The organism is Myxococcus sp. RHSTA-1-4, assembly GCF_020037125.1.
Classification (GTDB): Bacteria; Myxococcota; Myxococcia; order Myxococcales; family Myxococcaceae; genus Myxococcus.
Window position 1 is genome coordinate 111,723 of sequence record NZ_JAIQDG010000008.1, and the last position, 26,024, is coordinate 137,746.

Annotated in this window: 22 protein-coding genes; 11 read left to right on the plus strand and 11 right to left on the minus strand. The window is 70.3% G+C overall.

Annotated elements, in window-relative coordinates; all coding sequences use genetic code 11:
- The first annotated feature begins 312 nt into the window (after positions 1 to 312).
- The 6 genes from K8638_RS13665 (at position 313) to K8638_RS13690 (ending at position 6,358) form a co-directional block, all read left to right on the plus strand.
- Positions 313 to 1,047 (plus strand): class I SAM-dependent methyltransferase, encoded by a 735-nt coding sequence (locus K8638_RS13665; RefSeq protein WP_223754944.1) that lies wholly within the window; start codon positions 313 to 315, stop codon positions 1,045 to 1,047.
- A 231-nt stretch (positions 1,048 to 1,278) separates the two neighbouring features.
- Positions 1,279 to 3,207, plus strand: coding sequence for an ATP-binding protein (locus K8638_RS13670; protein ID WP_223754945.1), 1,929 nt, complete (start codon positions 1,279 to 1,281; stop codon positions 3,205 to 3,207).
- Between the two features lie 41 nt (positions 3,208 to 3,248).
- Positions 3,249 to 4,331: an amidohydrolase family protein gene (locus K8638_RS13675; protein WP_223755084.1), complete on the plus strand. Its 1,083-nt coding sequence runs from the start codon at positions 3,249 to 3,251 to the stop codon at positions 4,329 to 4,331.
- Positions 4,324 to 4,695: a metal-sulfur cluster assembly factor gene (locus K8638_RS13680; RefSeq protein WP_223754946.1), complete on the plus strand. Its 372-nt coding sequence runs from the start codon at positions 4,324 to 4,326 to the stop codon at positions 4,693 to 4,695. The genes K8638_RS13675 and K8638_RS13680 overlap by 8 nt, the downstream gene beginning before the upstream one ends.
- 133 nt (positions 4,696 to 4,828) lie before the next feature.
- Positions 4,829 to 5,827 (plus strand): hypothetical protein, encoded by a 999-nt coding sequence (locus K8638_RS13685; RefSeq protein WP_223754947.1) that lies wholly within the window; start codon positions 4,829 to 4,831, stop codon positions 5,825 to 5,827.
- Between the two features lie 36 nt (positions 5,828 to 5,863).
- Positions 5,864 to 6,358: a hypothetical protein gene (locus K8638_RS13690; RefSeq protein ID WP_223754948.1), complete on the plus strand. Its 495-nt coding sequence runs from the start codon at positions 5,864 to 5,866 to the stop codon at positions 6,356 to 6,358.
- A 15-nt stretch (positions 6,359 to 6,373) separates the two neighbouring features.
- Here the strand turns inward: K8638_RS13690 and K8638_RS13695 are convergent, their stop codons facing one another.
- Positions 6,374 to 7,867 (minus strand): PLP-dependent aminotransferase family protein, encoded by a 1,494-nt coding sequence (locus K8638_RS13695; protein ID WP_223754949.1) that lies wholly within the window; start codon positions 7,865 to 7,867, stop codon positions 6,374 to 6,376.
- A 125-nt stretch (positions 7,868 to 7,992) separates the two neighbouring features.
- On the opposite strand from K8638_RS13695, the gene K8638_RS13700 reads away from it, so the two are divergent.
- Together K8638_RS13700 and K8638_RS13705 are read left to right on the plus strand one after the other, a co-directional pair.
- Entirely contained in the window at positions 7,993 to 8,496 is a 504-nt protein-coding gene (locus tag K8638_RS13700; RefSeq protein ID WP_223754950.1) for a cupin domain-containing protein, read from the plus strand.
- A 2-nt stretch (positions 8,497 to 8,498) separates the two neighbouring features.
- Entirely contained in the window at positions 8,499 to 9,389 is an 891-nt protein-coding gene (locus K8638_RS13705; protein ID WP_223754951.1) for a dihydrodipicolinate synthase family protein, read from the plus strand.
- 79 nt (positions 9,390 to 9,468) lie between these two features.
- Here K8638_RS13705 and K8638_RS13710 read toward each other — a convergent pair whose 3' ends face one another.
- From K8638_RS13710 to K8638_RS13730, 5 genes are all read right to left on the minus strand, one after another.
- Positions 9,469 to 9,990, minus strand: coding sequence for a GNAT family N-acetyltransferase (locus K8638_RS13710; protein ID WP_370643968.1), 522 nt, complete (start codon positions 9,988 to 9,990; stop codon positions 9,469 to 9,471).
- Between the two features lie 115 nt (positions 9,991 to 10,105).
- A complete protein-coding gene (locus K8638_RS13715; protein WP_223754953.1) occupies positions 10,106 to 11,059 on the minus strand; it encodes a zinc-dependent alcohol dehydrogenase family protein in 954 nt (317 codons plus the stop codon).
- A 444-nt stretch (positions 11,060 to 11,503) separates the two neighbouring features.
- On the minus strand, positions 11,504 to 13,507 hold the full coding sequence (locus K8638_RS13720) for an acetyl-CoA carboxylase biotin carboxylase subunit (RefSeq protein WP_223754954.1): 2,004 nt from the start codon (positions 13,505 to 13,507) through the stop codon (positions 11,504 to 11,506).
- 14 nt (positions 13,508 to 13,521) lie between these two features.
- Positions 13,522 to 15,138 (minus strand): acyl-CoA carboxylase subunit beta, encoded by a 1,617-nt coding sequence (locus K8638_RS13725; RefSeq protein ID WP_223754955.1) that lies wholly within the window; start codon positions 15,136 to 15,138, stop codon positions 13,522 to 13,524.
- Between the two features lie 5 nt (positions 15,139 to 15,143).
- Complete coding sequence (locus tag K8638_RS13730) at positions 15,144 to 16,859, minus strand: acyclic terpene utilization AtuA family protein (RefSeq protein WP_223754956.1); 1,716 nt, start codon at positions 16,857 to 16,859, stop codon at positions 15,144 to 15,146.
- A 126-nt stretch (positions 16,860 to 16,985) separates the two neighbouring features.
- Between K8638_RS13730 and K8638_RS13735 the strand changes: the two genes are divergently transcribed.
- Both K8638_RS13735 and K8638_RS13740 read left to right on the plus strand, forming a co-directional pair.
- The gene (locus tag K8638_RS13735) at positions 16,986 to 17,621 is read left to right on the plus strand and encodes a TetR/AcrR family transcriptional regulator (RefSeq protein ID WP_223754957.1); all 636 of its coding nucleotides are present in this window, start codon (positions 16,986 to 16,988) and stop codon (positions 17,619 to 17,621) included.
- Between the two features lie 61 nt (positions 17,622 to 17,682).
- Positions 17,683 to 18,561, plus strand: coding sequence for an SDR family oxidoreductase (locus K8638_RS13740; protein WP_223754958.1), 879 nt, complete (start codon positions 17,683 to 17,685; stop codon positions 18,559 to 18,561).
- Positions 18,562 to 18,613: 52 nt separating this feature from the next.
- On the opposite strand, the gene K8638_RS13745 is transcribed toward K8638_RS13740, so the two are convergent.
- The 3 genes from K8638_RS13745 to K8638_RS13755 all read right to left on the minus strand — a co-directional run bounded on the left by K8638_RS13745 (position 18,614) and on the right by K8638_RS13755 (position 22,704).
- Positions 18,614 to 21,475 carry a vanadium-dependent haloperoxidase gene (locus tag K8638_RS13745; RefSeq protein ID WP_223754959.1) on the minus strand — a complete coding sequence of 954 codons (2,862 nt, stop codon included), beginning with the start codon at positions 21,473 to 21,475 and terminating at the stop codon, positions 18,614 to 18,616.
- 54 nt (positions 21,476 to 21,529) lie between these two features.
- Positions 21,530 to 22,048, minus strand: a complete 519-nt coding sequence (locus K8638_RS13750; RefSeq protein WP_223754960.1) for a hypothetical protein — start codon at positions 22,046 to 22,048, stop codon at positions 21,530 to 21,532.
- A gap of 188 nt (positions 22,049 to 22,236) precedes the next feature.
- Positions 22,237 to 22,704: a macro domain-containing protein gene (locus K8638_RS13755; protein WP_223754961.1), complete on the minus strand. Its 468-nt coding sequence runs from the start codon at positions 22,702 to 22,704 to the stop codon at positions 22,237 to 22,239.
- A 95-nt stretch (positions 22,705 to 22,799) separates the two neighbouring features.
- On the opposite strand from K8638_RS13755, the gene K8638_RS13760 reads away from it, so the two are divergent.
- Positions 22,800 to 23,669 carry a hypothetical protein gene (locus tag K8638_RS13760; RefSeq protein WP_223754962.1) on the plus strand — a complete coding sequence of 290 codons (870 nt, stop codon included), beginning with the start codon at positions 22,800 to 22,802 and terminating at the stop codon, positions 23,667 to 23,669.
- A 53-nt stretch (positions 23,670 to 23,722) separates the two neighbouring features.
- Here the strand turns inward: K8638_RS13760 and K8638_RS13765 are convergent, their stop codons facing one another.
- Together K8638_RS13765 and K8638_RS13770 are read right to left on the minus strand one after the other, a co-directional pair.
- Positions 23,723 to 24,844, minus strand: coding sequence for a TetR/AcrR family transcriptional regulator (locus tag K8638_RS13765; RefSeq protein WP_223754963.1), 1,122 nt, complete (start codon positions 24,842 to 24,844; stop codon positions 23,723 to 23,725).
- 623 nt (positions 24,845 to 25,467) lie between these two features.
- A complete protein-coding gene (locus tag K8638_RS13770) occupies positions 25,468 to 26,013 on the minus strand; it encodes a hypothetical protein (protein WP_223754964.1) in 546 nt (181 codons plus the stop codon).
- Positions 26,014 to 26,024 lie beyond the last annotated feature (11 nt).

Sequence of the window (26,024 nt, forward strand, 5' to 3'; positions counted from 1 at the left end):
GAAATCCCAGGGGCCACCGCGCGCCGAGAGGGGGAACGCGGCGCGCGGGGCTCAACTGGGACTTCCACGGCGGTGCTGCTTTTGGGGGAGGCAATCACCGCCGCCACGTCTCACTCCGAAGAGGAAACGTGGGAGGCACTCTGAAGGTCCTTGACGCCCGCGTCAAGCGCGGTCCCTCCACGGGCATACAAACGAACACTTTCGGTTCCAAGCGACGGGAACTTTTCACTGGGAGTGTTCATTGCAACTCAAAATCAGAGTCAACGAGGAGTCTGCGTCGACTCCATCCCCCTTCAGACTCAAGGAACCCGGATGAACCCCGACGCCTTCTTCGCCCTCTACCGCGACCTGCCCCAGCTCGGCCCTGGCAGTGATGTCTGTACGCGCGAGGCCCTGAAGCGGTTGCCTCCGCTTCCGCCGTCACCGCGCGTGGTGGACATGGGCTGCGGCGTCGGCAGACAGACGTTGGTGCTCGCCGAGACGCTGCGCACGCGCGTGCTCGCGGTCGATTTGCACCCCCTCTATCTCGACCAGCTCGAGCGCGAGGCGCGAGCCCGCAACCTGTCAGCCTTCATCGAGCCCCGGCGCGCGGACATGGGTGCGCTGGACCTCCCCGCCGGCTCGGTGGACCTGCTCTGGTCCGAGGGCGCCATCTACCACCTGGGCTTCGGCCCGGGCCTGCACCGCTGGCGGCCGATGCTCGCACCCTCGGGGCTCGCCGCCGTCACCGAATGCTCCTGGCTCACCGACGGCCGTCCCGCCGAGGCCGTCCGCTTCTGGAGCGAGGCCTATCCCAGCATGGGCACCGTGCCGGAGAACCGCGCCACCGCCGAGCGCGAGGGCTACGAGGTGCTCGACACCTTCACCCTCCCCGCCTCCGCCTGGTGGGACTACTACACGCCGCTGCTCCAGCGCATCGAGCGCATGCGCCCCACGGCCGATGCCAGCCTGCGCGAGGTCATCCAGGAGACCGAGCGGGAGATTGCCCTCTACCGGGACCACGGCCACAGCTACGGCTACGTGTTCTACCTGCTGCGCGTGCAATGACTCTCAGAGTCTCAATTCTTTGCACCGCTGCGCCCCCGCGGCATGTGGTGCGTGGGCGGTCCACCACGCACAGCAGCCGCCACGGCATCGAACGTCGAATTCTGGACATGCAATTTTTCCGTAAATGGTGTCTATGTCGGGGTTGACGTTGTTGCCATCCAAGCCCCCCCGCATGTCCTGAACCGGCCTCCCCGAGGCCGGCGCTGGCGGCGCCCTGCCTCGTAGGGATGCATGTTGATAGAGCAGTGGGCTCACCGCTTCTTCGAGCTCTCCACGGAACCCTTCGTCGTGATGGACTCCGACGGACGGATTCTCCAGGCCAACGCCGCCTGGAGCAGTCTGGTGGACTGGCCCCTCGACTCGCTGCGGCACCAGAACTACCGCGGCTTCGTCCATCCGGAAGACGTCGGCACCATGGAAGCCCACCTGCGAGGGCTCGTGGGGAAGAACGGACGCGCGGACTTCTCCTGCCGGTGGCGGGGTCAGGATGGCACCTGGCGCGCGCTGTCCTGGAGCGTGGCCTCGGGGGTGGAGGACCCGCTCTACTGCACGGTGCGCCCGCATGAGCCGCCACCCTCCGTCGAGCAGGCCCTGCTGCGCTCGGAGCAGAACTTCCGCCGGCTCATCGACACCGCGCCCGAGGGCATCTTCGTCCACCGCCATCAGCGCTTCATCTACGTCAACCCCACCGTGCTCAAGGCGCTGGGCTATGAGCACGCGAGCGAGCTGCTCGGCCAGCCCATCTGGAGCATCGTCCACCCGGATGACCTGGAGCTCGTCCGGCAGCGCGTGCACACCGCCGTCGGCGGTGAGCTGGCCCCGCTGCGGGAGATTCGCTACCTGCGGCGCGACGGCACCTGGTACGACGCGGAGAGCGTGGGCATTCCCGTCGAGTTCGACGGCGAGCAGGCCGTGGTGGTGATGTCGCGCGACGTCACCGAGCGCAAGCGCGTCCAGTCCCAGCTCCTGCAGAACGACCGCATGGTGCTGGCGGGCACGCTCGCCGCCGGCGTGGGCCACGAAATCAACAACCCGCTCACCTACGTCATGGCCAACCTCGACTCGGCCATGGAGGCCATGTCCCGGCTCGGCGACGAGCTGTCGCGCTGCGTGCCGGACGGCCCCGGCACCGTGGCGTGGAGCACCGTCCTGCGCGAGACGGAGGGGCTGCTCAAGGAGGCCCAGGAGGGCGCCACGCGCGTGCGCAACATCGTGCGCGACCTCAAGTTCATCTCCCGCCAGGACGAGGAGCGCCGCGAGCCGGTGGACGTGCGCGAGCCGCTCGACTTCTCCATCAACATGGCCTCCAGCGCGCTGCGCGCCCGCGCCCGGCTCATCAAGAAGTACGAGCCCGTCCCGCACATCCACGCCGACGCGTCCCGCCTGGGGCAGGTCTTCCTCAACCTGCTGGTGAACGCGGCGCAGGCCATTCCCGAGGGCAACGCCGAGGACCACCACATCACCGTCTGGCTCCGTCCCGCGCCCTCCGGCGGCGTGGCCGTGGACGTGAGCGACTCCGGCGCCGGCATGACGCCGGCGGTGCTGGCGCGCATCTTCGACCCGTTCTTCACCACCAAGCCGGTGGGCACCGGCACGGGGCTGGGGCTGTCCATCTGCCACAGCCTCGTGCGCAACCTCGGCGGCGACATCACCGTGCGCAGCCAGCCCGGCCGGGGGACGACGTTCACCGTCACCCTGCCCGGCATGCCCGAGAGCGCCCGCGCCACCCCCTCGGCCCCCGCGGCTCCCGCACCGCGCACCGGGCAGCGGGGACAGGTGCTGGTGATTGACGATGAGCCCCCCGTCGGGCGCTCCCTGGCGCGCATCATCGGCCCCCAGCACCAGGTGAAGGTGGTGACCAGCGGAGAGGAGGCGCTCGCGGCGCTCACCTCCGGGACGGCCTGGGACGCCGTCTTCTGCGACCTGATGATGCCCGGCATCACCGGCATGGACGTCTACGAGCGGGTGCGCGAGTCCGCGCCCGACCTCTCGAAGCGCTTCATCTTCATCACCGGCGGCTCGTACACCGCCCGCGCCCGCCAGTTCCTGGAGCGGGTGCCCAACCGGCAAATCGAGAAGCCCTTCGACGTGGAGTTGATTCACCGGTTTCTGGGAGAGGTCCTGGGCACGCCGTCCGGCGCCCGTGACGCCTCGCAGTGAAGTGCACCGGCGCCGGATGTCCCGGCGCGGCCTTGAAAGGAATGCCTGTGATTGGCGGCACCTTCGTCATCGATGCGGTAACGCACGCGTACAACCTCCACCCCTCCAACTACCGCGCCGGCCGGTATGCCGAGTCGCTCGCGCAGCTCATCTGGGGCCTCCACAGCGGCCTCTCCGGAGAGAGCCACCGCGTCAACAAGGCGGAGGGCTTCCTCAAGAACTGGTCCGTCCAGGAGCTGGCCCACATCCTCTTCGTGGAGAGCTGCATCGACCTGGCCGTGCACCACGTGCTGCCGCTCCAGACGCTCTACACGGACGGGCTGTGCTCGTACGAGAAGACGCTCGAAATCAAGAAGCGCTACCCGGACCGCTTCCTCGTTTATGCCGGCGTGGACCCGCTGCGCGGCACCGCGGCGCTGGACGATTTGGAGAAGCAGGCCGAGGAGCTGAAGCCCGCCGGCCTGAAGCTCTACCCCGCGGCCTGGCTGGGGGACTCGTTCCGCCACACCGGCTGGCGCATGGATGACCCGAGCATCGCCTTCCCGCTCTTCGAGCGCGCGCGCAAGCTGGGCATCAAGAACATCGCCGTCCACAAGGGGCTGCCCATGGGCGCGGTGCCGCTCGAGCCCTACAAGGTGGATGACATCGGCGGCGCGGCGGATGCCTTCCCGGACCTGAACTTCGAAATCGTCCACGGCGGCATGGCGTTCCTGGACGAGACGGGCATGCAGCTGTCGCTGTTCCCCAACGTGTACGTCAACCTGGAGGTGACGGGCGCGCTCATCGTGAAGCGCGAGCGCTGGTTCGCCGAGTCCCTGGCCGCGCTGCTGAAGTGGGCGGGCCCGGCGAAAATCATGTGGGGCTCGGGCACCGTCTTCAGCCACCCGCAGCCGGCCCTCCACAAGTTCTGGAACGACTTCCAACTGCCGGACGACCTGGTGCACGTCGCGGGCATGCAGGTGACGCCCGAGGTGAAGCGGATGATTCTCGGCGAGAACTACGCCCGCTACGCGGGGGTGGACGTCGAGGCCGTCAAGGCGCGCATCTCCAACGACAGCTTCGCCAAGGCTCGCGCGAAGGGAGACGCCACGCCCTACAGCTACAAGGAAGGCCTCCATGACTGAGCAGGAGCTGCGGGCGCGCATCCAGGACATCCCGGACCCGTGCAGCCTCGCCACCGGCGTGCCGCTGGGCATCGGCGAGATGGGCCTGATTCAGTCGCTGGAGTGCGTGGAGGGGAAGGTGACGGTGCGCATGCACATCACCTCGCCCATGTGCATCATGGCCGCGTACTTCATGCGTGAAATCGAGCAGCGCCTCACCGGCCAGGAGGGCGTCGCGTCGGTGCACGTGGAGTTCGACCAGGACCTCCAGTGGACGCCCCAGGACATCCACCCCGATGCCCGCGAGCGGCTGGCGGCGAAGCGGATCACCATGCTCGGCGGGCGGCTGATGCCGCGCGGCGAGGCGGGGAAGTGCGGCGCCTGAGCGCGTAAGTCCCCGATTTCACGAATGTGACGGTGAGTGTCGGGGGGAAGCGCACAGGGAGAAGCAACTCTCCGTGGGCTCCCCCGACAATGATCGACAGGTAGAATTCCTCCACAAATCCCCCGGAGCCCCCATGAATCCCCTCCAGCGTGCTCGCCAGATTGCAACCAACGTCGCCACCGGTGCCGGCCGGGCCGTGAACCAGGCCCAGGACGCGGTGGGCAATGCCGCCGGTCAGGTGCGGGACGCGGTGGGAACCGCCGCCGGCCAGGTGCGGGACGCGGCCGCCGCGGGCGGCCGCCGCGTGGGCCAGGCGGTGGACGGCTTCGAGCGCGGTGCGGCGCGTGGCGCCCAGGCGGTGGTCGGGGCGTTCGGCTTCGGCAACCAGCCGGACCGCGTGCACGACGGGAAGTTCGTGGGCGCGGGCGGGCAGACCTTCTCCCCCACCACCCCGCTGAGCGACATCCCCGCCGTCACGCCGCGCAACAACCCGAACGCGACGCAGACCATCCTCTACGTCAACGGCATCCAGACGACGAAGGACGCGCAGTTCAACAGCCTGCAGGCCATCGCGGACACCACGGGCTCGCGCGTCATCGGCATCCACAACGCCACCGAGGGCATCGCCGCGGACCTGACCCAGTGCGTGAAGGACAAGCTGGACAAGGGCCGCAACCCCGCCGTGGATACGCTGGCGGACACGCTCTACAGCGAAATCAAGGCGGGCCGGAGCGTGCACCTGATGGCGCACAGCCAGGGAGGCCTCATCTCCAGCCGCGCGCTCGGTGACGTGTACCGCAGGCTGCGCATCGAAGACGGGATGAGCCAGCAGCAGGCCCAGCAGATGATGAGCCGCATCAACGTGGAGACGTTCGGCGCGGCGGCCACGCGCTACCCGGACGGCCCGAACTACGTGCACTACGTCAACCGCGGCGACCCGGTGCCGGGTCTCTTCGGCCTGGGCCCGATTCCGGACCGCTGGAACCCCATCGCGGACGGCGGCAATGGCTCGCGCGTGCACCACTTCAACGAGTTCCACCTCAACCCCATCGCGGCGCACGGCTTCGAGTCCGTCTACCTGAACCACCGCGTGCCGTTCGACCAGGCCCGCGCGGGGAACTTCGAGCGCTAGGCCATGGCAACCGCTCCGCGCAGTGGACTCGTCGGCATGCTGCGGTCCTGGGTCTCCTTCCTGGGCCCGGCCGCGCCCGCCGACACCCCGCTGACGCGTGAGTCCGCGCGGCGGCTGGTGCAGGGCTTCCTGGGGGAAGAGGGCACCCCGCCGAGCGGTGGCATCAACGAGCAGGGCTTCGGCGGAATCTCCGCCGGAGGGATGAGCCTCTACTTCGAGTGGCACGAGGACACCCAGGCGCTGGAGTGCAGCGCGCTGGTGTACCGGTTCCGCGAGCCACCGAAGCCGGGCGTCATCGAGGGCTTCCAGGCGGAGGAGCGCGAGGGCACCGACGCGGGTGGCGGCACCGTGGACTACGAGCCGGAGAACCGGGGCCTGTTCCTCAGCCGCACGTACACGCGGATGCCCACGGAGCGCGCCTTCGCCAAGGACATGCGCCGGCTGATGAAGGCCAGCCAGAAGTGGGCGGACGAGGTGCTGGACCGCGTGGCCTCGCGCGTGTTCCACCCCGAGGAGCTGCAGCCGCGCTGAGCGCGGGGGCTGCCGCTACGCCCGGGAAGCCCTGCGCCCACGGGGGCACGCTCGTGCCAGCCGCCGCACCGCTTCCCGCAGCTCCGCGGGATTGAGCGAGGCATAGCCCAGCCGGAAGGCCCTCGGCCCCGCCCCCTCCAGCGCGAAGGCCCGGCCGGTCGTCAGCAGAACCCCTTCCCGCCCGGCCTGCTCGGCCCACAGCTCCACGTCGAGCTCCTCGCGGACGCGGGTCCACAGCGCGAGCCCGCCCGCGGGCACGTCGAAGTCCACGCGCCCCTCCAGCTCCGCGCGCAGGGCCTCGGCGAGCACATCGCGCCTCACCAGGTACTCGCGGCGCGCACGGCGGGCATGGCGCTGCAGCTCGCCCTCTTCGAGGAGTTCCGCGACGGCTCGCTCCAGCGGCGCGTCTCCCTGCCGGTCCACCACGGCGCGCAGGGAGGCCAACCGCCGGACCACCGGCGCGGGGGCGGCGACGTAGCCCAGGCGCAATCCGGGAGCCACCAGCTTGGAGAGCGAGCCCACGTAGATGACGCTCCCCGCCCGGTCCGCGCTCGCCAGCGGCAGCACGGGACGGCCCTCGTAGTGGAACTCGTGGTCGTAGTCGTCCTCGACGATGGCGACCCCGGCCTCCTCCGCGAGACGCAGCAGCTCCAGCCTGCGGGCCGCGGTGAGGGTGACGGTGGTGGGGTACTGATGGTGCGGCGTGACGAAGACGGCGCGCACGGGCTTGCGAGCGAGCAGCGCCTGGAGCGCCTCCACCTTCATGCCATGCGCGTCCACCGGCAGTCCCACGAGCTCCGCGCCCGCCAGCCGCAGGGCGTCCCAGGCGGGGCGGTAGCCGAGTGACTCCACCGCGACGACGTCACCCGGACGCACCAGGGCGCGTGCCACCAGGAAGAGCCCCATCTGGCTGCCCCGGGTGACGAGCACGTCGTCCTCCCCGGCGGCGAGCCCCCGCGTCTCGCTCAGCATCCGGGCCAGCGTCCGCCGCAGCAGGGGTTCTCCTCGTGGGTCGCCCACGGCGAGCGTCGTCCGGGACCTGCCGGTGAGGACCCGCCGGAAGGCGCGCGACAGCTCCACGGCGGGGGCCAGCCGCACGTCCGGTGCGCCGTCATTGAAGAGCAGCGTTCCTCTCGGCGGCGGCGCGGTGGCTTCCCGCGGTGACTCCTCCCAGCCGTCGAGCCGGAAGGCGGGCCGGGCGGGCATTCGCTGGCGGGGCGCGCTGCCGAAGCCCCTGGGCGTCTTCACGGGCAGGGTGCCGGACACGAAGGTGCCGCGTGACGGCTCCGCGGACGCCCACCCCTGCTGGATGAGCTCGCGATACGCCGCGTCCACCGTGTTGCGGTGAATGCCCAGTTGCCGCGCGAGCGCGCGCGTTCCGGGCAGGGCATCCCCGGGAGACAGCCTGCCGCGCTCGATGTCGCGGACGATGGCGCGCGACAGGCGCACGAAGAGCGGCGCGTCGGAGTCCGGGGTGACTTCCAGGTTCAGCTTCCAGGAGCGGAGCACCGGCCTAGCGTACTTCGAAGAACCGGCACTTTTCGAGGTGCCGGCCTGTCTCTACTTATTCGCCCGCGTCCGCCGCTCCGGAGAGACGTCCTTCCGGCGACCGGCGGGCGAGGAGACGCGACACCATGAGCCAGACCGCTGAAGTGAAGAAGAAGTACGAGTCCGCCGACTTCGACAAGACGCCGCCCCGCCCGCGCGTCGTCATGCCGGACCGGCTCGCCCACCCCCACGTGGAGGACGCGGGCCGCAACGAGGGCTACTCCCAGGAGCGGAAGCACCCCGTCTTCTTCGTGGACCTGCCCTCGCACGCCATCAGCATGACGATTGGCTGGCTGGAGCCAGGCCAGTCCTCCAACAGGCACCGCCACACCTACGAGACCATCCTCTACGTGCTGGAGGGTGAGGGGTACTCGGACATCCAGGGCCGGCGCATCCCCTGGAAGCAGGGCGACGCCGTCTACATCCCCGTGTGGGCGTGGCACAACCACGTCAACACGCACCCCACCGCCCGCGCGCGCTACCTCGCCTGCGAGAACGCTCCCATGCTGCAGAACATGGGCGGCGTGGCGCTCCGCGAGGAGGTGGGCGAGAAGGGCCAGTCGCTCCTGCGTCACGAAGAGGAGGGCTGACCATGAGCCGCAACGTTCCGCTGCGCGGCATCATCGGTTACACCATCACTCCCTTCCGGGAAGACGGTGGCGTCGACCTCGACACCCTCCAGTTGCTGACGGACCGGATGGCCGGCTCGGGCGTCCACGGCATCGCCCCGCTGGGCAGCACCGGCAGCCTGCCCTACCTGGACGACGGGGAGCGCGAGGCCGTCATCGAGACCACGATGAAGGCCGTCCGAGGCCGGGTGCCCGTGCTGGCGGGCGTCTCCAGCCTCACCACCGAGCGCACCCTCCACCATGCCCGCTTCGCCGAGCGGGCCGGCGCCGCCGCGGTGATGGTCATCCCGATGAGCTACTGGAAGCTCACCGAGGAGGAAATCTTCCGGCACTTCGACCGCGTGGCGAGAGCCATCTCCATTCCCATCATGGCCTACAACAACCCGGCCACGGGCGGGCTGGACATGACGCCGGAGTTCCTGGCCCGGCTGCTCCAGATTCCGAACGTCACCATGGTGAAGGAGAGCACCGGTGACGTGGGCCGGATGCACCGCCTGCGCCAGGTGGCCGGAGAGGACGTCGCCTTCTACAACGGCTCCAACCCGCTCGCGCTCGCCGCCTTCGCGGCCGGTGCGCGCGGCTGGTGCACGGCGGCGCCCGCCCTCATCCCGGAGCTGAACCTGCGCCTCTACCGCGAGGTCGTGGAGAAGGGAGACCTCGCGGCGGCCCGGAAGGTGTTCCAGCAGCAGCTGCCGCTGCTCCAGTTCATCGTGAAGGGCGGACTGCCCCGCACCATCGCCGCGGGACTGGAGCTGCTGGGCACCCGCGTGGGCCCGCCGCGGGCGCCGCTCCTTCCGCTGCCAGACACGGAGCGGGAGGCGCTGCGCCGCATCCTGGAGAAGCTCGAGGCGTGAGGAAGTGATGTGCCCGCCCGGGCGCTGGCCGTGGGCCATCGCCCCGGGCGTTGACCCGAAGAGGCACGCGGGCCGAGGGTCAGCGCGACACTCGGACCGTGGGGCGCCAGTCCTCGCGGCACAGGGCCCAGCGCTCGTGGTCCCTCCACCGGCCGGCCACCTTGAGGTACCGGGGTGAGAACCCTTCCAGCCGGAACCCGGCCCGCTCCACCAGCGCCTTGGACGCGGCATTGCCGGGCTGGATGTTGGCCTCCACCCGGTGGAGCCTCATCGTCCGGAAGGCGTGCGTGAGGACCAGTTGCAGGCTCTCGGACATGAGCCCACGTCCCTGGAAGCCGTGGACGGCCCAGTAGCCCAGGTACGCATTCTGGAACCCACCCCGGAATATCTGGCTCAGGTTGAAGACGCCGATGAGGTGCCCGGACTCGCGCTCCCAGGCGAGGAGGGCCTCGAAGTCTTCGCCCTGGTTGCGCTGGAGATAGGCCTGGAACCCCTCGGGCGTGGTGGGGGGCGAGACCCACGGGCGGTGGAAGGCCCGGCTCGCCCGGGTGGCCGCGAGGAACACCTCGCCGTCATCCACGTGAGGGGCTCGCAGGACCACCCGGGGACCTCGGACGAGGACGCGCCGTGTGACGCGTGCCGCCTTCTGACGACCTGTCGCAATCCGTGCCATCTCTTCACCGCGCCATGGGCACCGTCCCCATGGAGCGGTGAGGCTACTTGCGGCTCACGGTCAGCACCACCTTGCCGCGCCCGTGTCCCGAGTCGAGGACGCGGTGCGCTTCCGCCACCTGCTCCAGCGGCAGCACACGCTCGACCAGTGGGCGCATCTGCTTGCGCTCGAGGAGGACGGACATCTCCTCCAGCCGGCGCCGCTCGCGGGTGAGGAAGACACCGTGCAGCGTCAGGTTGCGCGGGTAGAAGGCGGACACGTCCCCGCTGAACCCGAGGATGGTGGCCAGCCGCCCGGCCGGCCGCGTCGCCGGGATGCTGGGAATCATGTTCTTGCCCACGGTGTCGAACACCGCGTCCACGCCCTGGCCGCCCGTCTCGCGCAGCGCCACCTCGGCCGGGTCCTCGCTCCGGTAGTTGATGGCCACGTCCGCGCCCAGCTTGCGCAGCGTCTCCAGGTTGTCCGGACCGGAGGTGGCCAGCACCCGGGCGCCCATCGCCTTGGCGATCTGCACCGCGAACGAGCCCACGCCTCCGGCGCCTCCGTGGATGAGCACCGTCTCCCCGACGCGGACCTGCAGCCGCCGCACCAGGGCATCCCACGCGGTGCCTCCGGCCAGGGGAACGGCGGCGGCCTCCTCGTGCGACAGGCTCGCGGGCTTCCTCGCGATGATGCTCGCCGGGACGACGTTGAGCTCCGCGTAGGTGCCGTGCGGGTTGCCGAAGATTTCCGGCGTGTAGAAGACCTCGTCGCCGGCCTTGAACTCCGTCACGCCCGGCCCCACCTGCTCGATGACACCCGAGGCGTCGTAGCCGATGACGGACGGCGGCTGGAGCCCCGCCCATCTCCCGTCCTGGCGCAGCTTGGCGTCCACGGGGTTGGTGCCGGAGACGACGACCCGGACGAGCACCTGCCCGGGACCGGGAGTGGGAGTCGGAACGTCACGGACCTCGAACAGCTCGGGGCCGCCGAAGCGGGGAAGGACGATGGCGCGCATGGGCGCGGAACTAACCGGGCGCGCCGGACCTCGCAATGCCTCCTGGAAGCAAGCGTCCATGGCCGGACGACCGCGGCTCGCCTCGGGGGCCGCACCGCGCGGAATGGAATCTCCATTCCACGGCGCAGGCCCCCGGAACCCCACCGCGCGGAATGGAGCGTCCGTTCCACGGACGGGGCACCCGGAAGCGCATGGCAGCGGAATGGAGCGTCCATTCCGCAACCGGGGGGCCCCGGGGCGCATGGCCGTGGAATGGAACGTCCATTCCGCAACCGGGGGGCCCCGGGGCGCATGGCCGTGGAATGGAGATTCCATTCCGCGAGAGGGAGCGCCCGGGGAGGCACGGCGTGGAATGGAACGTCCATTCCGCGGATGCCGCGCCCCGCTCCGGGAGGAGGTGGAGGTAAGCGCCCAGGCAGTCGCTCACCGGCGCCTCGTCCGGAGTCAGGCGTCCTGCTTCTTCTCCGGTGTCAGCACCACCAGGAGCTGCCGCGCGGAGACCTGGGCGCCCACGGTGATGTTCACCGCCTCCACCGTGCCCGCCACGTCCGCGACGACCTGGAATTCCATCTTCATCGCCTCCAGGACCGCCAGTACATCCCCGGGCTTCACCGTCGCGCCGGCCTGCGCGCTCACGCGCAGGATGCGTCCGTCCATCGGCGCGATGAGCCGGCCGCTCCCAGCACCGTCCGACTTCGACGGCGGCCGGAACGTCACGTCCGTCACCGCGTGCGCGCCATCGCCCAGGTCCAGCCAGAGCGAGTCCCCATCGCGCAGGTAGCGCGCCCGCTCGCGGGCCCCTGCCACGGAGAAGTCCAGCACTCCGTTCGCCATCCCGAGCACCGCGAGGTCGAACGTCTCGCCTCCCACCTCGACCGAGTACCGCTCCGAAGACATGGGCCGGACCACCACCTGCTCCTCACGGCCGCGGCTCACGAGCTTCAACGGCACCGGATGGGCGCTGTACGCCGTATTCCAGTTCACCAGCGAGGCATCCAGCCCGGCCTCCCTCGCGAGCTTCAGCGCCTCGCCATGGAAGAGCACCACCCCCGCCAGGGCCTGGACCTTCGCGCCCGGCTGGTAGAGCCGCTCGACAGCGCCCGCCTCCGCGTGCTTCCCGATGAAGCCCGTGTCGTACTCGCCCGAGCGGAACGCCGGATGCCCGAGCACATGGAGCAGCAGGCCCTTGTTCGTGGTGACGCCGAACACCATGAGGTCATGCAGCGCCCCCACGAGCCGCCGGCGCGCCGTCTCACGGTCCGGCCCGTACGCAATCACCTTCGCCTGCATCGAGTCGTAGAAGGGCGGAATGTCCTGCCCCTCACGCACACCGTGGTCGATGCGCACGCCCTCGCGCGCGGGCAGCCTCCACCCGAGCAGCCGTCCCGCCTGGGGCGCGTAGTTGTTCGCCGGGTCCTCCGCGCAGAGGCGCACCTCGATGGCGTGCCCCTTCCAGGACACCTGCTCCTGCGTGAGCGGGAGCCGCTCCCCCGCCGCGACGCGGAGCTGCCACTCCACCAGGTCCAGCCCGGTGATTTCCTCCGTCACCGGGTGCTCCACCTGGAGGCGGGTGTTCATCTCCATGAAGTAGAACTCACCACCCGGCGCGAGCAGGAACTCGATGGTCCCCGCTCCCCGGTAGCCGATGGCCTTCGCGGCCGCCACCGCGACCTCGCCCATGCGCGCACGCAGCGAGGGGCTCACGGCCGGCGAGGGGCTCTCCTCGACAATCTTCTGGTGCCGGCGCTGCACGGAGCAGTCGCGCTCGCCCAGGTGCACGACATTCCCATGCTCGTCCGCGAAGACCTGGAGCTCCACGTGGCGCGCGTCGATGACGGCCTTCTCCAGGATGAGCTCGCCGCTCCCGAAGGCATTCGCCGCCTCCGAGCGCGCCGACTGGAGCGCCGCGCGAAGCTGCGCCGGCTCGCGGACGAGCCGCATGCCACGCCCGCCACCACCCGCCGCGGCCTTCACCATCAGCGGGAAGCCGATGCGCGCGCCCTCGGCCGCCAGCGCCTCGTCATCCGCGTCCGTGGCCTCGTAGCCGGGGATGCAGGGGACGCCCGCCGCAATCATGCGGAGCTTCGCCTGCCGCTTGTTCCCCATCAGCGAGATGGCCTCGTGCCCCGGCCCGATGAACACCAGCCCCGCGTCCCGGCACGCGCGGGCGAACTCCGCGTTCTCCGAGAGGAAGCCATACCCCGGGTGGATGGCGTCCGCGCCCGACGCCTTCGCCGCCGCGAGCAGCTTGTCGATGACGAGGTAGGACTCCTTCGCGGGCGAGGGGCCGATGGGCACGGCCTCGTCCGCCGCGAGCACGTGTGGCGCCGCGCGGTCCGCCTCGGAGAACACCGCCACCGTCCGGTAGCCGAGCTTCTTGCAGGTCCGAATCACCCGGACGGCAATCTCGCCACGGTTGGCGACGAGGACCTTCTTGAATCGCTCCATGGTGTCCGTCCCTCTCACAGGCGCGCCACGCCGAAGGTGTTGGGGTGCACCTCACGCCGCTTCGCGTCCCGGCACACGGAGAGCGCGAAGCCGAGCACCCGCCGCGTGTCCCGCGGGTCGATGAGGCCGTCATCGAAGAGCCGCGCGCTGCAGTTGAACGGGTGCGACTCCTTGTCGAACTGGTCCATGATGGGCTGGCAGAAGGCGCGAATCGCCTCCTCGTCCACGGCCTCCCCGCGCCGCGCGAGCTTCTCGCCGAAGACGATGGACATCACCTTCGCCGCCTGCTCGCCGCCCATGACGGCGGTGCGCGCGTTGGGCCACGCGAAGATGAAGCGCGGGTGGAAGGGCCGGCCGCACATGCCGTAGTTGCCCGCGCCGAACGAGCCGCCCACCAGCACCGTGAGCTGCGGCACCGTCGCGTTCGCCACCGCCTGAATCATCTTCGAGCCGTGCTTGACGATGCCGCCCTGCTCCGGCTGCGTCCCCACCAGGTAGCCCGTGGTGTTCTGCAGGTAGAGGATGGGCGTGTCCGTCTGGCAGCAGAGCTGGATGAACTGCGCCGCCTTCGTCGCCCCCTTGGGCGTAATCGGACCGTTGTTCCCGATGATGCCAATGGGCATCCCGAAGATGCTCGCCCTGCCGCAGACGGTGTGCGGGTCGTACTCGTCCTTGAAGCCGGTGAACTCGGAGCCGTCCGCGATGCGCGCGATGATTTCGCGGCAGTCGTACGGCTTCCGGTAGTCCGCGGGCACCGCGCCGCACAGCTCGTCGGGCGAGTAGCACGGCTCCGCGTACGCCACCCGCTCCACCGGAGGATGCTGCGCGTTCCACCCGAGGTTCGCCATGATTTCGCGGGCCATTCGGATGGCATCGGCGTCGTCCTCGGCGAGGTAGTCCGCCGTGCCCGCCACCGTGGCGTGCATCTCCGCGCCGCCGAGCTCCTCGTCCGTGGCCACCTCGCCGGTCGCCGCCTTCAGCAGCGGCGGGCCCGCGAGGAAGACCTTGGCCTTCTTCTTCACCATGACGACGTAGTCGGACAGGCCCGGCAGGTATGCGCCGCCCGCGGTGCTGGAGCCGTGGACCACCGTCACCTGCGGAATGCCCGCCGCCGACAGCTTCGCCTGGTTGTAGAAGGTCTCCCCGCCGGGGATGAAGATCTCCTGCTGGTACATCAGGTTGGCGCCGCCGCTCTCCACCAGCGACAGCATGGGCAGCTTGTTCTCCAGCGCAATCTGCTGGCCCCGCAGCGCCTTCTGCACGCCCCACGGCGACGCGGTGCCGCCCTTGATGGCGGAGTTGTTCACGAAGACGAGGCACCGCACCCCGGACACGTAGCCGATGCCGGCGATGCTGTTGCCTCCGGCCAGCGAGCCGTCGCTGTCGTCGTGGTAGCCGTAGCCACACAGCGTGGACAGCTCCAGGAACGGAGAGCCCCTGTCCAGCAGGAGCATCAGCCGCTCGCGGGGCAGCAACTGGCCGCGCTTGTGGAACTTCTCGCGCGCCTGGCTCTCCGTGTTCCGGACCTTCGCCTCCACCTCACGCAGCTCGGCGACGCGCGCGAGCATCTCCGCGCGCTGCGCCTTGAACGACTCCGAGTTCGGGTCGATTCGCGATGTGATTCTCGGCATCTGTCTCACCCCTGCCCTTCACGGAGCAGCGACTCGGGAACGTCCACGTGGCGCGAGCGGAGCCACTCGCCCAGCGCCTTGCCCTGCGGGTCGAAGCGCGTGGACGACGACACGCCCTCGCCCAGGATTCCGTCGATGACGAAGTTCAGCCCCCGAAGGCCCGGGAAGACGTGCCGCTCGATGGGGAAGGCGGCCGTCTCCGGGAGCAGCTCACGGAGCTTGTCCGCCGTGAGCGCGTGCGCCAACCAGCGCCAGGCCTCGTCCGTCCTCGCCCAGACGCCGATGTTCGCGGCGCCGCCCTTGTCGCCACTGCGCGCGGCGACGATGCGCCCGAGCGGCACCCGGCGCGTGGGCCCCGAGGGCAGCGGCGCGGGAAGCTCGGGCGGTGTCACCGGAGCCAGAGCCTGCGTCTTCTCCTTCGCCAGCGGGGCAATCACGGAGCGCGTCCCATCGGGCAGGACGGCGACGTGCTCCACCTTCGCCGCGTCCACATAGGCGGGCGTGTAGACACCGTAGGGCGCGCCATCCGACGGAGGCGCCGTCATCGTGAAGCCCGGGTAGCTGCCCAGCGCCAGCTCCACCGCGGCGCCGCTGAAGGCGCGGCCCACCACCTTCGGGTCCGAGTCCTTCACCACGACGCGCAGGAACGCGGCGGCCTGCTCCTCCGTGGCCGCGTCCTCCCGGTCCGTCCGGACCAGCGTCCAGTGGACCTCCTTCGGCTTGCGCGTCATCGCCGCTTCCATCTGCTCGCGGACGAGGCGGGCCTTCTCCTCGATGTCGAGCCCCACGAGGACGAACGTCGCCTCGTTGCGGTAGCCGCCCAGGTTGTTGAGGCAGACCTTCACCGTGGGCGGCGGCGGCTCACCGCGCACGCCCGAGATTCGGACGCGGTCCTTGCCGTCGGAGGCCAGGGCAATGCTGTCGAAGCGCGCCGTCGCGTCGGGCCCCGCGTACCGGGCCCCGGTGATTTCGTAGACGAGCTGCGCGAGCACCGTGTCCACCGTCACCGCGCCGCCCGTGCCCGGGTGCTTGGTGATGACGGAGCTCCCGTCCTCGTGAATCTCCGCCAGCGGGAAACCGGGACGGCGGGCGTCCAGCTCCGTGAAGAAGGAGTAGTTGCCACCCGTGGCCTGCGTGCCGCACTCCAGCACGTGGCCGGCGACCATCGCCCCGGCCAGCCGGTCCCAGTCGTCCGTCTTCCAGCCGAAGTGCGCCGCCGCCGGACCCACCACCAGTGACGCGTCCGTCACGCGCCCCGTGACGACGAGGTCCGCCCCCGCGCGCAGACACCCGGCGATGCCCCACGCGCCCAGGTACGCATTCGCCGTGAGCGGGCTGCCCAGTCCCAGCTCGTCGGCATTGCCGATGAGGTCGTCGCCCTCCACGTGCGCCACCTTCACCTGCACGCCCAGGCGGCCCGCCAGCTCCCTCAGCGCGGCGGCGAGCCCCGCCGGGTTCAGCCCTCCCGCGTTGGTGACGACCTTGACCTTCTTCTCCACCACCAGCGCGAGACACTGCTCCATCTGACGGAGGAACGTCTTCGCGAAGCCCGTGGCCGGGTCCTTCATCCTGTCCCTGCCGAGAATCAGCATCGTCAGCTCGGCCAGGTAGTCGCCCGTGAGGACGTCGAGCTGCCCGCCCTCCAGCATCTCCCGGACCGCCGAGAAGCGGTCTCCATAGAAACCCGAGGCATTGCCGACACGCAGGGGGGACGCGCTCATGCACTCTCCGCACAGCCGCGGCACCTCACACGGGCCGCGAGTCTGGGTTGAAGGAAGTCTGGGGGGCGGCCTCAAAAAAAGCAAGCGCGCTTGCTTTTTTCCACCCCGGCTTCCATCCTGACTCTCGTGAGTGAGTCCTCCAGCGCGACGGGCAGGCAAGAGCAGGAGCGCAGCCGTGTCACGCGCCAGCGCCTGATGGAGGCCGCCATCAGCGCCCTCTCGGAGCTCGGGTGGGCAGGCGCCACGATGACGGTCATCGCCGAGCGGGCGGGCGTGTCCCGTGGCGCGTGTCAGCACCACTTCCCCACCCGCGCCGACCTGGTCGCCGCGGCCGTGGAGTACGTCGGACATCAGCAGGTGGAGGAGGTCATCCGGCGCGCGGAGCAGCTCCCGGCGGACTCGCGGCGGACGGAGACCATCCTCCACATGCTCGCGGGCATCTACATCAGCCCCGTCTTCACCGCGGCCGTGCAGCTCTGGGTGGCCGCCGTGGCGGACCCGGAGTTGCGCTCGCAGCTCGCCCCCCTGGAGGCGCGCGTCGGGCGGGAGTTCCACCGGCTGACGGTGAAGCTGCTCGACGTGGACGACAAGGACCCGGAGGTGCGTGAGCTGGTGCAGGGGACGCTCGACCTCATCCGCGGCCTCGCGCTGGCGAATCTCCTCCGGGACGACAGCGCCCGGCGGAAGAAGGTGCTCCACCGGTGGGCGCTCACGCTCGAAGATGCGCTCGAGGCCCGGCGCTCACGCAAGGCCGGGGGCTGAACTTCACGGCAACACGCCAACACGGGCCCCGGCGGACGCCAGGGCCGCATCTGGAGGTGACATGGGCTACCGCTCTCTCTTCGCGCCGGGCTGCTTCAAGGACCGCGTCATCGTCGTGACGGGCGGTGGCAGCGGCATCGGGCGCTGTACCGCGCATGAACTGGCCTCGCTGGGCGCGCACGTCGTGCTGGTGGGCCGGAAGCAGGACAAGCTGGAGGCCGTCGCCGCGGAGCTTCGCGAGGACGGCGGCGCGTGCTCGCTGGAGGTGCTCGACATCCGCGACGAGGAGGGCGTGAAGGCCACCGTCGGCCGCATCGTCGCCGCGCATGGCCGCATCCACGGCCTGGTCAACAACGCGGGCGGGCAGTTCCCCTCTCCGCTGGCCATGATTTCCAAGAAGGGCTTCGACGCCGTGGTGTCCACCAACCTCACGGGCGGCTTCCTGATGGCGCGCGAGGTCTTCCTCCAGTCGATGAGCAGCCACGGCGGCGCCATCGTCAACATGCTCGCGGACTGCTGGGGCGGCATGCCGGGAATGGGGCACTCGGGCGCGGCGCGCGCGGGCATGCTCAACCTGACGCAGACGGCCGCCGTCGAGTGGGCCTCGGCCGGCGTGCGCGTCAACGCCGTGGCCCCCGGCTGGGTCATCTCCAGCGGCCTGGACAGCTACGAGGACGAGGGCGTCAAGGCGCTCATCCCCCTGCTCAAGAAGGAGGTCCCCTTGCAGCGGCTGGCCACCGAGTCCGAGGTGAGCGCCGCCATCGTCTTCCTGCTCACCGACGCCGCCGCCTTCATCACCGGCGAGGTCATCAAGATTGACGGCGGCGCGTCGTGCAACACCAAGGTCTACCCGCTCGAGGAGTCCTCCGCCTCCAAGCCCTACGAGGGGTTCCATCGCGCGACGCGACCCGCCATCCTCGGAGGGGAATCCAAGAAGTAGGAGCGCGGCACGCGCGAGGCCCCAGCCTCTTTGGCCGGGGCCTTTTGCTTGTTCAGGGGACCGCGGTGCCGTCGAAGAAGGCCCGTGCCCGAGCGACAGCGGACAGGCCCACCCTGCTGCCGAGCCGGCGGCCCACGAAGTCATCCGGCGCCACGTGGATGCCGCCCCACAGGCGCGACTGTCCCGCCTGGTCCGCGGCGTCGTAGTACGTGGCCCACTGCAAGCGCACGTCGGTGGAGGGGCCTCGCTCGAAGGTGAGGTAGGCGTTGGCGCTGGCAACGAACTCGCCCAGGCCGCCGGGGAAGTACGCGCTGCCGGTGAGGGAGGTGAGCACCTCGGCGGCGGAGCGGCTGAAGGTGCTGTGCCCGGAGATGAAGCCCGGGAAGGCGGGCGTCACGAAGGTGCGGAGCTGGAAGGGAATCCACTCCACCGCCCGAATCCAGCCGGAGCCGCCCACCTCGTTGCGGCGGTCTCCCGGCTCGCCCCTCCACGAGAGCACCACCACCTGTCCCTGGAAGTGCGCCAGGTGCGCGTGCCGCTGTCCCGGCGCGGAGCTCTCCGGCGTGACGACCTCGATGAGCCCCGGCACCAGCGGCAGGCCGTCCGGGTGGTACGACGGCCCGCTCGGGTCCGTGGACTGGCCCAGCTTGCCCATGTAACGGATGAGGGAGATGGGGCGCGCGGCGATGAAGGCGCGCTTGATTTCCCACGCGACGATGGCCGCGTCATGCACGGCGCCGTTGAGCGCGAGGTACACCTTCACGTCCCACTCCAGCGGGTCCAGCGCCTCGCCCGCGCCGAAGAGGCGCCGCGAGAAGCCCGGCGAGTCCGCCACCGAGTTGGCGAGCACGTTCCAGTGCCCCGGCGGCGTCTCCGACTTCGGGCCGTCCGCCCAGAACTCCGCCAGCACGCGGCCGAAGTCCCCACGCCTCACGAGGTGCGGCGTGTACGGCTGGCCGGTGATGGGATTGACGGGATGGCCGGTGCCGTCATTCGCGCCCAGGCTGTTGTTGCCGTACGCGCCGGGCGACAGGTCCATGAGCTCATCGCTGCCGAGCCAGCTCGTCTTCCGCAGCACCTCCACCACGTTCGTCCGCAGCTCCGCGCCGAACACCGGCGGCGCGCCCGGGTCCAGGTACAGCCCGCCGCCCTCCGGCCGCGTCAGGGCGAACGGCGTCACGTTCGTCCAGTGCGCGCCGATGTAGCCCTGCACACCCGCCGAGGTGATGATGCCGTTCTGGGTGACGGCCACCGCCAGGTTGAGCGGCTGCCACAGCGAGGGGTTCACCAGCGTCGCACCCGGCGTGTCCACCACCAGCGGCGCGTTCACGAACTGGAAGCCCGTGGTGTCCTTGTAGTCGTTCTGCTCGTTGGCGCCGTCGTCCGCGCCCGCGCGGATGATGGCCTGGCCGATGCGGTTGCCCAGCGCGCGAGGGCTGTCTCCCGCAGTGGTGGTGTCGTCCGGCGCGTACCCGAGCTTCTCCATGAAGGCGCGGAAGCACGCCGCGGAGGTGAGCCCGCCGGTGGACTTCGCATAGCGGTGCGTGAGCACACGGTAGGCGGCGTAGCTGAGGGCCTCCGCGCGCGCCGCCGCCACGTCCTGGGCGGTGTGCTTCTCACGCAGGAAGGTGCCGTCCGCCGTCGCGTCGTAGGCGGCCCACGCGTCCCACATGGCCGCGGACAGGTGATACAGGTTGCGCGCGTGCACCGTCGGCCGGGGAATGTCGCGGCGGATGGCGTTGAGAATCTGCTCGTTCCACCGGCGGGCGATGGTGCCCGCCGGACGAGGGTCCACCGCCGACGCGGGACAGCTCACCGCGGGCGGAGGGACGGTCTCCACCGGAGGAACCCGCGCCACCTCCGGCCCCCGGTGCAGCAGCGCGCCCACGTCGAGCGAGCCCGACAGCACGTTGCCGCCCACCGCCCACACGCCCCCCTCCGGGTCCGTCCACGTCGCGTGCAGGGACTCCACCAGCGGCGGCGAGCCAATGTCCGCCCGCGCCCAGACGCCTGCCTTGCGCTGGTACACCTCGCCCCGGAAGCCCGTGGCCCAGCCGGTGCCGTCCTCCGCCAGGGACACGCCCTGGAGGAGCGGGCACCCCTCCGGGGAGCGGCTCACGAAGCGGCCGGCGGACTCGTCCAGCTCCAGGATTTCTCCCTGGCCCTCGCCGCCCACCACCGTCACGACGCCGCCGGCACCGTGCACCGTGAAGAGGCGGCTGGTGGTGCCGGTGGGAAGCCTCGCGAAGGCTCCGCCCCCGCGCGAGCGCAGCACCACGCCCTGCGCGCCCACCACATACACGTCACCGCCGGTGCCCCACACCTTGAAGAAGCCGGGGAGGTCTCCATCGGCCGTGCGTGGCAGGTCCGCGAATGGCAGCGCCACCTCGCTCCACCGCGCGCCGTCGTAGTGCCAGATGAAGCCGCCGCGGTCGGACACGCTGCCCACCGCGTACACGTCATCCGGTCGTGAGCCCCACAGGCCGTACACCGTGTGGCGCGCCAGGCCCGGCGTGGACATGCGAGTGAAGGTGCCGCCCTCGTAGCGGAGGATGTTGGCGTTGCCGCCGGACATCATCACCGGGCCGTCCTGGAAGGCGTGGACCCACCACAGGTCTCCGCGCACGCCGGTGGGCAACTCCTTCCAAGCCGTGCCGTCGAAGTGGAGCACGGTGGGCCCGCGGCCCCGGTCCGCGCCCACCGCCCACACGTCAGAGCGCGAGCGGCCCGACACCGCGAGCAGCGCCTCCGGCCGGGCCTCGGCCACGGCGGCCCAGGGGATGGGCTCGGGCTGTGGCTCGGGCTCGGGGTCATCCGGACAGCCGGTGAGCAGGGCTCCCAGCAGCACGGGCAGCAGCCATGCGCCTCTCACACGCGCCCGTGGCGTGGAGGGGGTGAAGGGGTGCTCCTGCATGGAGGTGCTCCTGCGTACCGCGGGGTTCACTTCAGGGAGGTGGGGTGCCACGTGTTACGGGTAGGTCTCCCACTGGAGCGTGGCGGTGCGCGTGTCGGAGCCGTGCTCGCCAGACTCCGCGACGAAGGACGCCTTCAGGCGCACCTCCCGGCCCAGGGCCTCGGACACACTGGGGACCACCAGCAACAAGCCCTCCAGCAGGGCGGGGGCGCCCTCCGTGGTGGCCTGGGTGAAGCGCAGGTCCACCGCGTAGGGAGCCGACACGCGCACCCCGTCCGAGGTCCGCTCCAGGGACATCTCCACGCGGGCCTTCATGTCATTCAGGTTCCAGGCCCGCATCGACACGAAGACGTGCTGGCTGCCCTGGCCTCCCGAGGTCAGCTCGAGCGTGCCGCCGTCCTCGATGGGCGTGAACCTTCGGCCCGTGCCCACCTCGAAGCGGAGCGGCTCTCCCTCGGGGTCGGGCCCCGGGCCGGGGTCGGGGTATGGGTCGGGGCCAGGGCCGGGGCATCCCGCCAGACCGAGGCCCAGGGCGACGAGCGCGCTCCAGGTGACCGCTCGAATGCGGCTCATGGCGCCACCCGCGCGGCGGAGGAGATGGAGGTGCCCCGCGGCACACGCCGGGACGAGAAGATGGATGAAGCCACGACGTACGACAGGGTGCCCGCGCTCAAAGATGTCCCCCGGACCACTGAACCACGGTCCGGGAGCATACGTGATTTCCGAGGCTGGATTGGAATGCCCCGAATCGAGGCCCGGGGTCAGGAGCGACGGAAGCGAACCACGCGCACCTCCAGGGCGCCGGCCTCGGCGTCCAGGACGGTGCGCATCACTTCCAGGGCCCGCTGCTCGTCGAAGCCTCCGGAGCCTGCGCCGATGAGCGGGACGGCCAGTGAGGTGAGGCCGAGCTCGCGCGCCCGGGCCAATGCGTTGCGGACGGAGTCCTGGATGGAGCGCTCCGATGCGCGCCAGAGCATGTTGATGCCGGCCACGTGGATGATGGCCTTGTAGGGAAGCCGTCCGGCCGAGGTCACCACCGCCGTGCCGAGCGGCATCGGCCCCACGCGGGCCAATTCGCGGAACGGACCGAGCCCCGCCTTGCGCTTGATGGCTCCGGACACGCCCTGCGGCAGGAGCAGCCACCAGGGGATGATGTTCCGGTTCCAGGCGTTGACGATGGCCTCCACCGGCTGGTCGAGCAGGTCTCCTTCGACGATGTGGACGGGCATGGAGGGGACTCTAGCGCTGCCTCGTGCTCGAAAGATGAACCGTCCGTGATTCGACCATGATGTGGCCGCATGGCGGCGTACCATCATCGCCCGACATGCGTTCCCATTCCCGCTGGCTGCTGGCGTTGCTGTGCCTCTGTGGCTGTTCCCGCACCTCCCCCCCGTCCGTGAAGCCTCGGGAGGAGGGCGCTTCCACCACCGCGGCCCGGTCTCCGGACGCTCCACTGTCCAAGGCCGCGCTCGATGCCGTGCGCAAGCGCGCGATGTACATCGTGGACGCGGAGCGCGCCGCCATCGGCGCCACCGACCTCCTGCTGGCGATGGAGGAGCGCGACGAGTCGAAGCTGGAGTTCTTCCTCACCGTGCCCCGAGGCGACACCTGGTACGGCCTCTTCGGCAAGCTGGATGACCAGGGCACCTTCGTGCCCGGGTACGCCTTCCGCTCGCCGCGTGCGGTGCCCGAGAAGATGGAGCCGATGCCCCTGAGCGCGCTGCCCGCGGACTTCAGCGCCGAGGCACGCGCCGTGAGGACGGCCACGCAACGGGCCTACGCCACCCATGGCAGGCGGCAGCTCAATCCCGTGGTCTATGCGGAGGAAGGGGCCCTCTCCGTCTACGTGCTGCAGGGCTTCAATGAACGAGGGCTGTATGTACTCGGCGGTGACTTCCGCTTCGACTTCAGCCGGGATGGGCGCAAGGTCCTCGAAGAGGTCGCGCTGCACAAGAGCATCATCCCGGTGGACCTCCGCGAGGATTCGGAGGGGCAACGCCCCGAGGCCATCGTGCACTCGCACGTCTTGTTTCCCGGACCGGTGGAGACCGAGTGGGCCCTGCTGATGCTCTACCCGGAGCTCAATGCGCTGTACGTAACCGGCCTGGACTCACGCTGGATGTACGCAATGCATCCGGACGGCAGGGTCCGAATCATCGATGCAAAGAGGGAGAAGGCAGTCGACCCGGAGTGACGACGCTCCTGGACTCGGGACCTCCCGGCGCACAGGCCAGGAGGTCCAAGCCCTCACAGCCGGCTCATTCGTGCGCGGTAGGGATTCGCACGAGGCAGAGCGCCGCCTGGCGGTGCCTGGGCCATGGCGGTGCATCGGCGAAGGCGCGAACGGGGCGGCCCTCGGTGAATGCCCTCGCGTTGCACGGACCAGGATGGACGTCTCGCCGCGTTCGCGGCCGCCCGGGAGCCAAGGCACTCGACCCGCGCATCCCTCCATCGAGCCCCCTGGCATGTGTCCCGCGAAGGCCAGGCGGCGCGACGGCAAGATGACACGGCCAGGCGCTCGCATTGCCGGGGAGCGCATGGGGGCGGAGATTCGGCGTGCGTTGAGAGTGCGCCACTTTCTCGGAGAGCATGCCCCGGCACCACTCCGTCGGAGACGGGCACCTCTGGCGATGCAGCACCGGTGGCCAACGCGGAGCCGCCAGTCCTCTCGGCCTCGATGTGCTCCGCGACAGACGCAAGCGTGCCGGTGACTCCAGGCTCGAGGTCTTCCGTCCTCGCCGCCCCAGAAGGAGGCGTGTCGGAGCCTCGGGAGGGCGAGTCCTCCTCCGCAGCCAGCGCCTTCCAGAGGGCCCGGCCCGCGGCGTTGACGTCTTCCTCGACCAGCGCCCCCTCCTCGCCCCGGGCCAGTGCTCGCACCAACTCCGCCAGCGCTCCCCAGATGAGTCCCTCTCCCACCCGGGCGCTGCCCGGCGCCAGCGCCCCCTCGCGCTCACCGAGGGCCAGCACCTCGCGCACCAGCGCCCGCGCCTCGTCCCCAAAGGACTGCGGCTCGAGCGAGTCCTCGTGCCAGTGCATGAAGGCGAAGTGGAAGCACTCCGGCCTCCGCGTCGCGAACCAGGCCAGCTGCTGCCAGAAGTCGTCGAAGTCCTCGCGGAAGCCGCGGCCCTCCCGCGAGCTCGGCTCCACCTCGAAGACGATGCGCGCGATGCGGCACAGCTCGCTGTCGGCCCACTGGCGCACCCGGTGGGCGAAGGCGCCCTTGCTGCCGTAGCGCCGGTAGAAGCTGCCCACCGACAGGTTCGCGGCCCTCGCCATCTCCTCGGCCCGTACGTTGCCGTAGCCCCGCCGCGCCATCACCGCCGCCGAGTCCCGCATGCTCATGAGGTACAGCTGCTCCGCCGTCCACATACCCCTTCCCCTCCCTCTCGCCCCTGGGACGACGCTCCGCTGAAAGGAGTGCTCCTCCCGCGGCATGGTGTCTATCTCAGGGGGCTGACATGCCAGGTGGGTTGGGGCCCGCCACCGGAGAGGACTCGGCGGGTCACGCGGAATGGATGCTCCATTCCGCGCGTGGCGGCCCGGGGGAGCCGACATGGCAAAGAGGTTGGGGGCGAGGCGCGGTGAGGGCTGCGCGGGCCGCGCGGAACGGACGCTCCATTCCGCGCAGGGCGGCCCGGGCGGGGACTGACAAGGTGGAGAGGCGGGGCCCATACGTGGTGAGCGCGTGGCGGGCCACGCGGAATGGAAGTTCCATTCGGGACCTGGGCGGCTCGGGGCTGACGTGCCGGGTGGTGAGGCGGGGCCCATGAGTGGTGAGCGCCTGACAGGCCATGCGGAACGGACGCTCCATTCCGCGCAGGGCGGCCCGGGGGGCTGACATGACGAGAAGTCGTGGCATGGGAGACAGGGCCTGGGGCTTCGCGGGTTCTCGGTCTCCGGGCACTCCGAACATGCCCGGGTTGCCGTTGCGGCTACTGCGTGGCCGAGACGGCTCCGCGGCAGGACTCATCCGCGTCCCGAATCAGTCGCAATCAAGAGCCGCCATCCAACCACCTTGGAAGTGGCTGCGGCTCTCCCCAGGTGGTGTCACCGACGGGAATGGACGGGCCGGACGAGGTCTCCGGCATCCCTGCATCCGGCCCTTCCGAAGTGGGAAGCGTTTCGGGTTCACCATCAAAGAGCCGCCGGAGGATGCGCCCATCGGTGCTGATGGCGTACTTCACGCCGCCATCCAGCATCCGGGGGCCAGGCTTGCAGGACTCGGGGTCAGCGGAGAGCCGCACGAAGACGACGTCTCCCTGCTTGATGACCCGATAGCGGTATGACTCCTGCCTGTTCCAGCATGACCGCTTCGTGGAGTCAGGAGGCAGGAAGTCATTGGCCGCAATCGCAATGGCCCGGAGCAACACACCGTCCAACTCATATGGCTGGCTCTGGGCGCTCATCCGTGCTGCCTCGCGGTCGAAGAGGTCCGGGAAGACGATGGACGTATCTTCCTCGACTGGAGCAGGGCGCCAGCCCTGGTTTCGCGCGCAACCGGACAGGACGACGACCGCCACGAGGAGCAGACCTCTCATGGACAAACCCT

Bases quoted from the DNA above. Each gene is read 5' to 3' on its own strand.
- K8638_RS13690 (WP_223754948.1), top strand. From the start codon at position 5,864: ATGCTGCGGTCCTGGGTCTCCTTCCTGGGCCCGGCCGCGCCCGCCGAC.
- K8638_RS13770 (WP_223754964.1), bottom strand. From the start codon at position 26,013: ATGAGAGGTCTGCTCCTCGTGGCGGTCGTCGTCCTGTCCGGTTGCGCG.
- K8638_RS13730 (WP_223754956.1), bottom strand. From the start codon at position 16,859: ATGAGCGCGTCCCCCCTGCGTGTCGGCAATGCCTCGGGTTTCTATGGA.
- K8638_RS13725 (WP_223754955.1), bottom strand. From the start codon at position 15,138: ATGCCGAGAATCACATCGCGAATCGACCCGAACTCGGAGTCGTTCAAG.
- K8638_RS13705 (WP_223754951.1), top strand. From the start codon at position 8,499: ATGAGCCGCAACGTTCCGCTGCGCGGCATCATCGGTTACACCATCACT.
- K8638_RS13760 (WP_223754962.1), top strand. From the start codon at position 22,800: ATGCGTTCCCATTCCCGCTGGCTGCTGGCGTTGCTGTGCCTCTGTGGC.
- K8638_RS13765 (WP_223754963.1), bottom strand. From the start codon at position 24,844: ATGTGGACGGCGGAGCAGCTGTACCTCATGAGCATGCGGGACTCGGCG.
- K8638_RS13700 (WP_223754950.1), top strand. From the start codon at position 7,993: ATGAGCCAGACCGCTGAAGTGAAGAAGAAGTACGAGTCCGCCGACTTC.
- K8638_RS13670 (WP_223754945.1), top strand. From the start codon at position 1,279: ATGTTGATAGAGCAGTGGGCTCACCGCTTCTTCGAGCTCTCCACGGAA.
- K8638_RS13755 (WP_223754961.1), bottom strand. From the start codon at position 22,704: ATGCCCGTCCACATCGTCGAAGGAGACCTGCTCGACCAGCCGGTGGAG.
- K8638_RS13720 (WP_223754954.1), bottom strand. From the start codon at position 13,507: ATGGAGCGATTCAAGAAGGTCCTCGTCGCCAACCGTGGCGAGATTGCC.
- K8638_RS13680 (WP_223754946.1), top strand. From the start codon at position 4,324: ATGACTGAGCAGGAGCTGCGGGCGCGCATCCAGGACATCCCGGACCCG.
- K8638_RS13715 (WP_223754953.1), bottom strand. From the start codon at position 11,059: ATGCGCGCCATCGTCCTTCCCCGCTTCGGCGGCCCCGAGCTGTTCGAG.
- K8638_RS13740 (WP_223754958.1), top strand. From the start codon at position 17,683: ATGGGCTACCGCTCTCTCTTCGCGCCGGGCTGCTTCAAGGACCGCGTC.
- K8638_RS13685 (WP_223754947.1), top strand. From the start codon at position 4,829: ATGAATCCCCTCCAGCGTGCTCGCCAGATTGCAACCAACGTCGCCACC.
- K8638_RS13675 (WP_223755084.1), top strand. From the start codon at position 3,249: ATGCCTGTGATTGGCGGCACCTTCGTCATCGATGCGGTAACGCACGCG.
- K8638_RS13745 (WP_223754959.1), bottom strand. From the start codon at position 21,475: ATGCAGGAGCACCCCTTCACCCCCTCCACGCCACGGGCGCGTGTGAGA.
- K8638_RS13665 (WP_223754944.1), top strand. From the start codon at position 313: ATGAACCCCGACGCCTTCTTCGCCCTCTACCGCGACCTGCCCCAGCTC.
- K8638_RS13750 (WP_223754960.1), bottom strand. From the start codon at position 22,048: ATGAGCCGCATTCGAGCGGTCACCTGGAGCGCGCTCGTCGCCCTGGGC.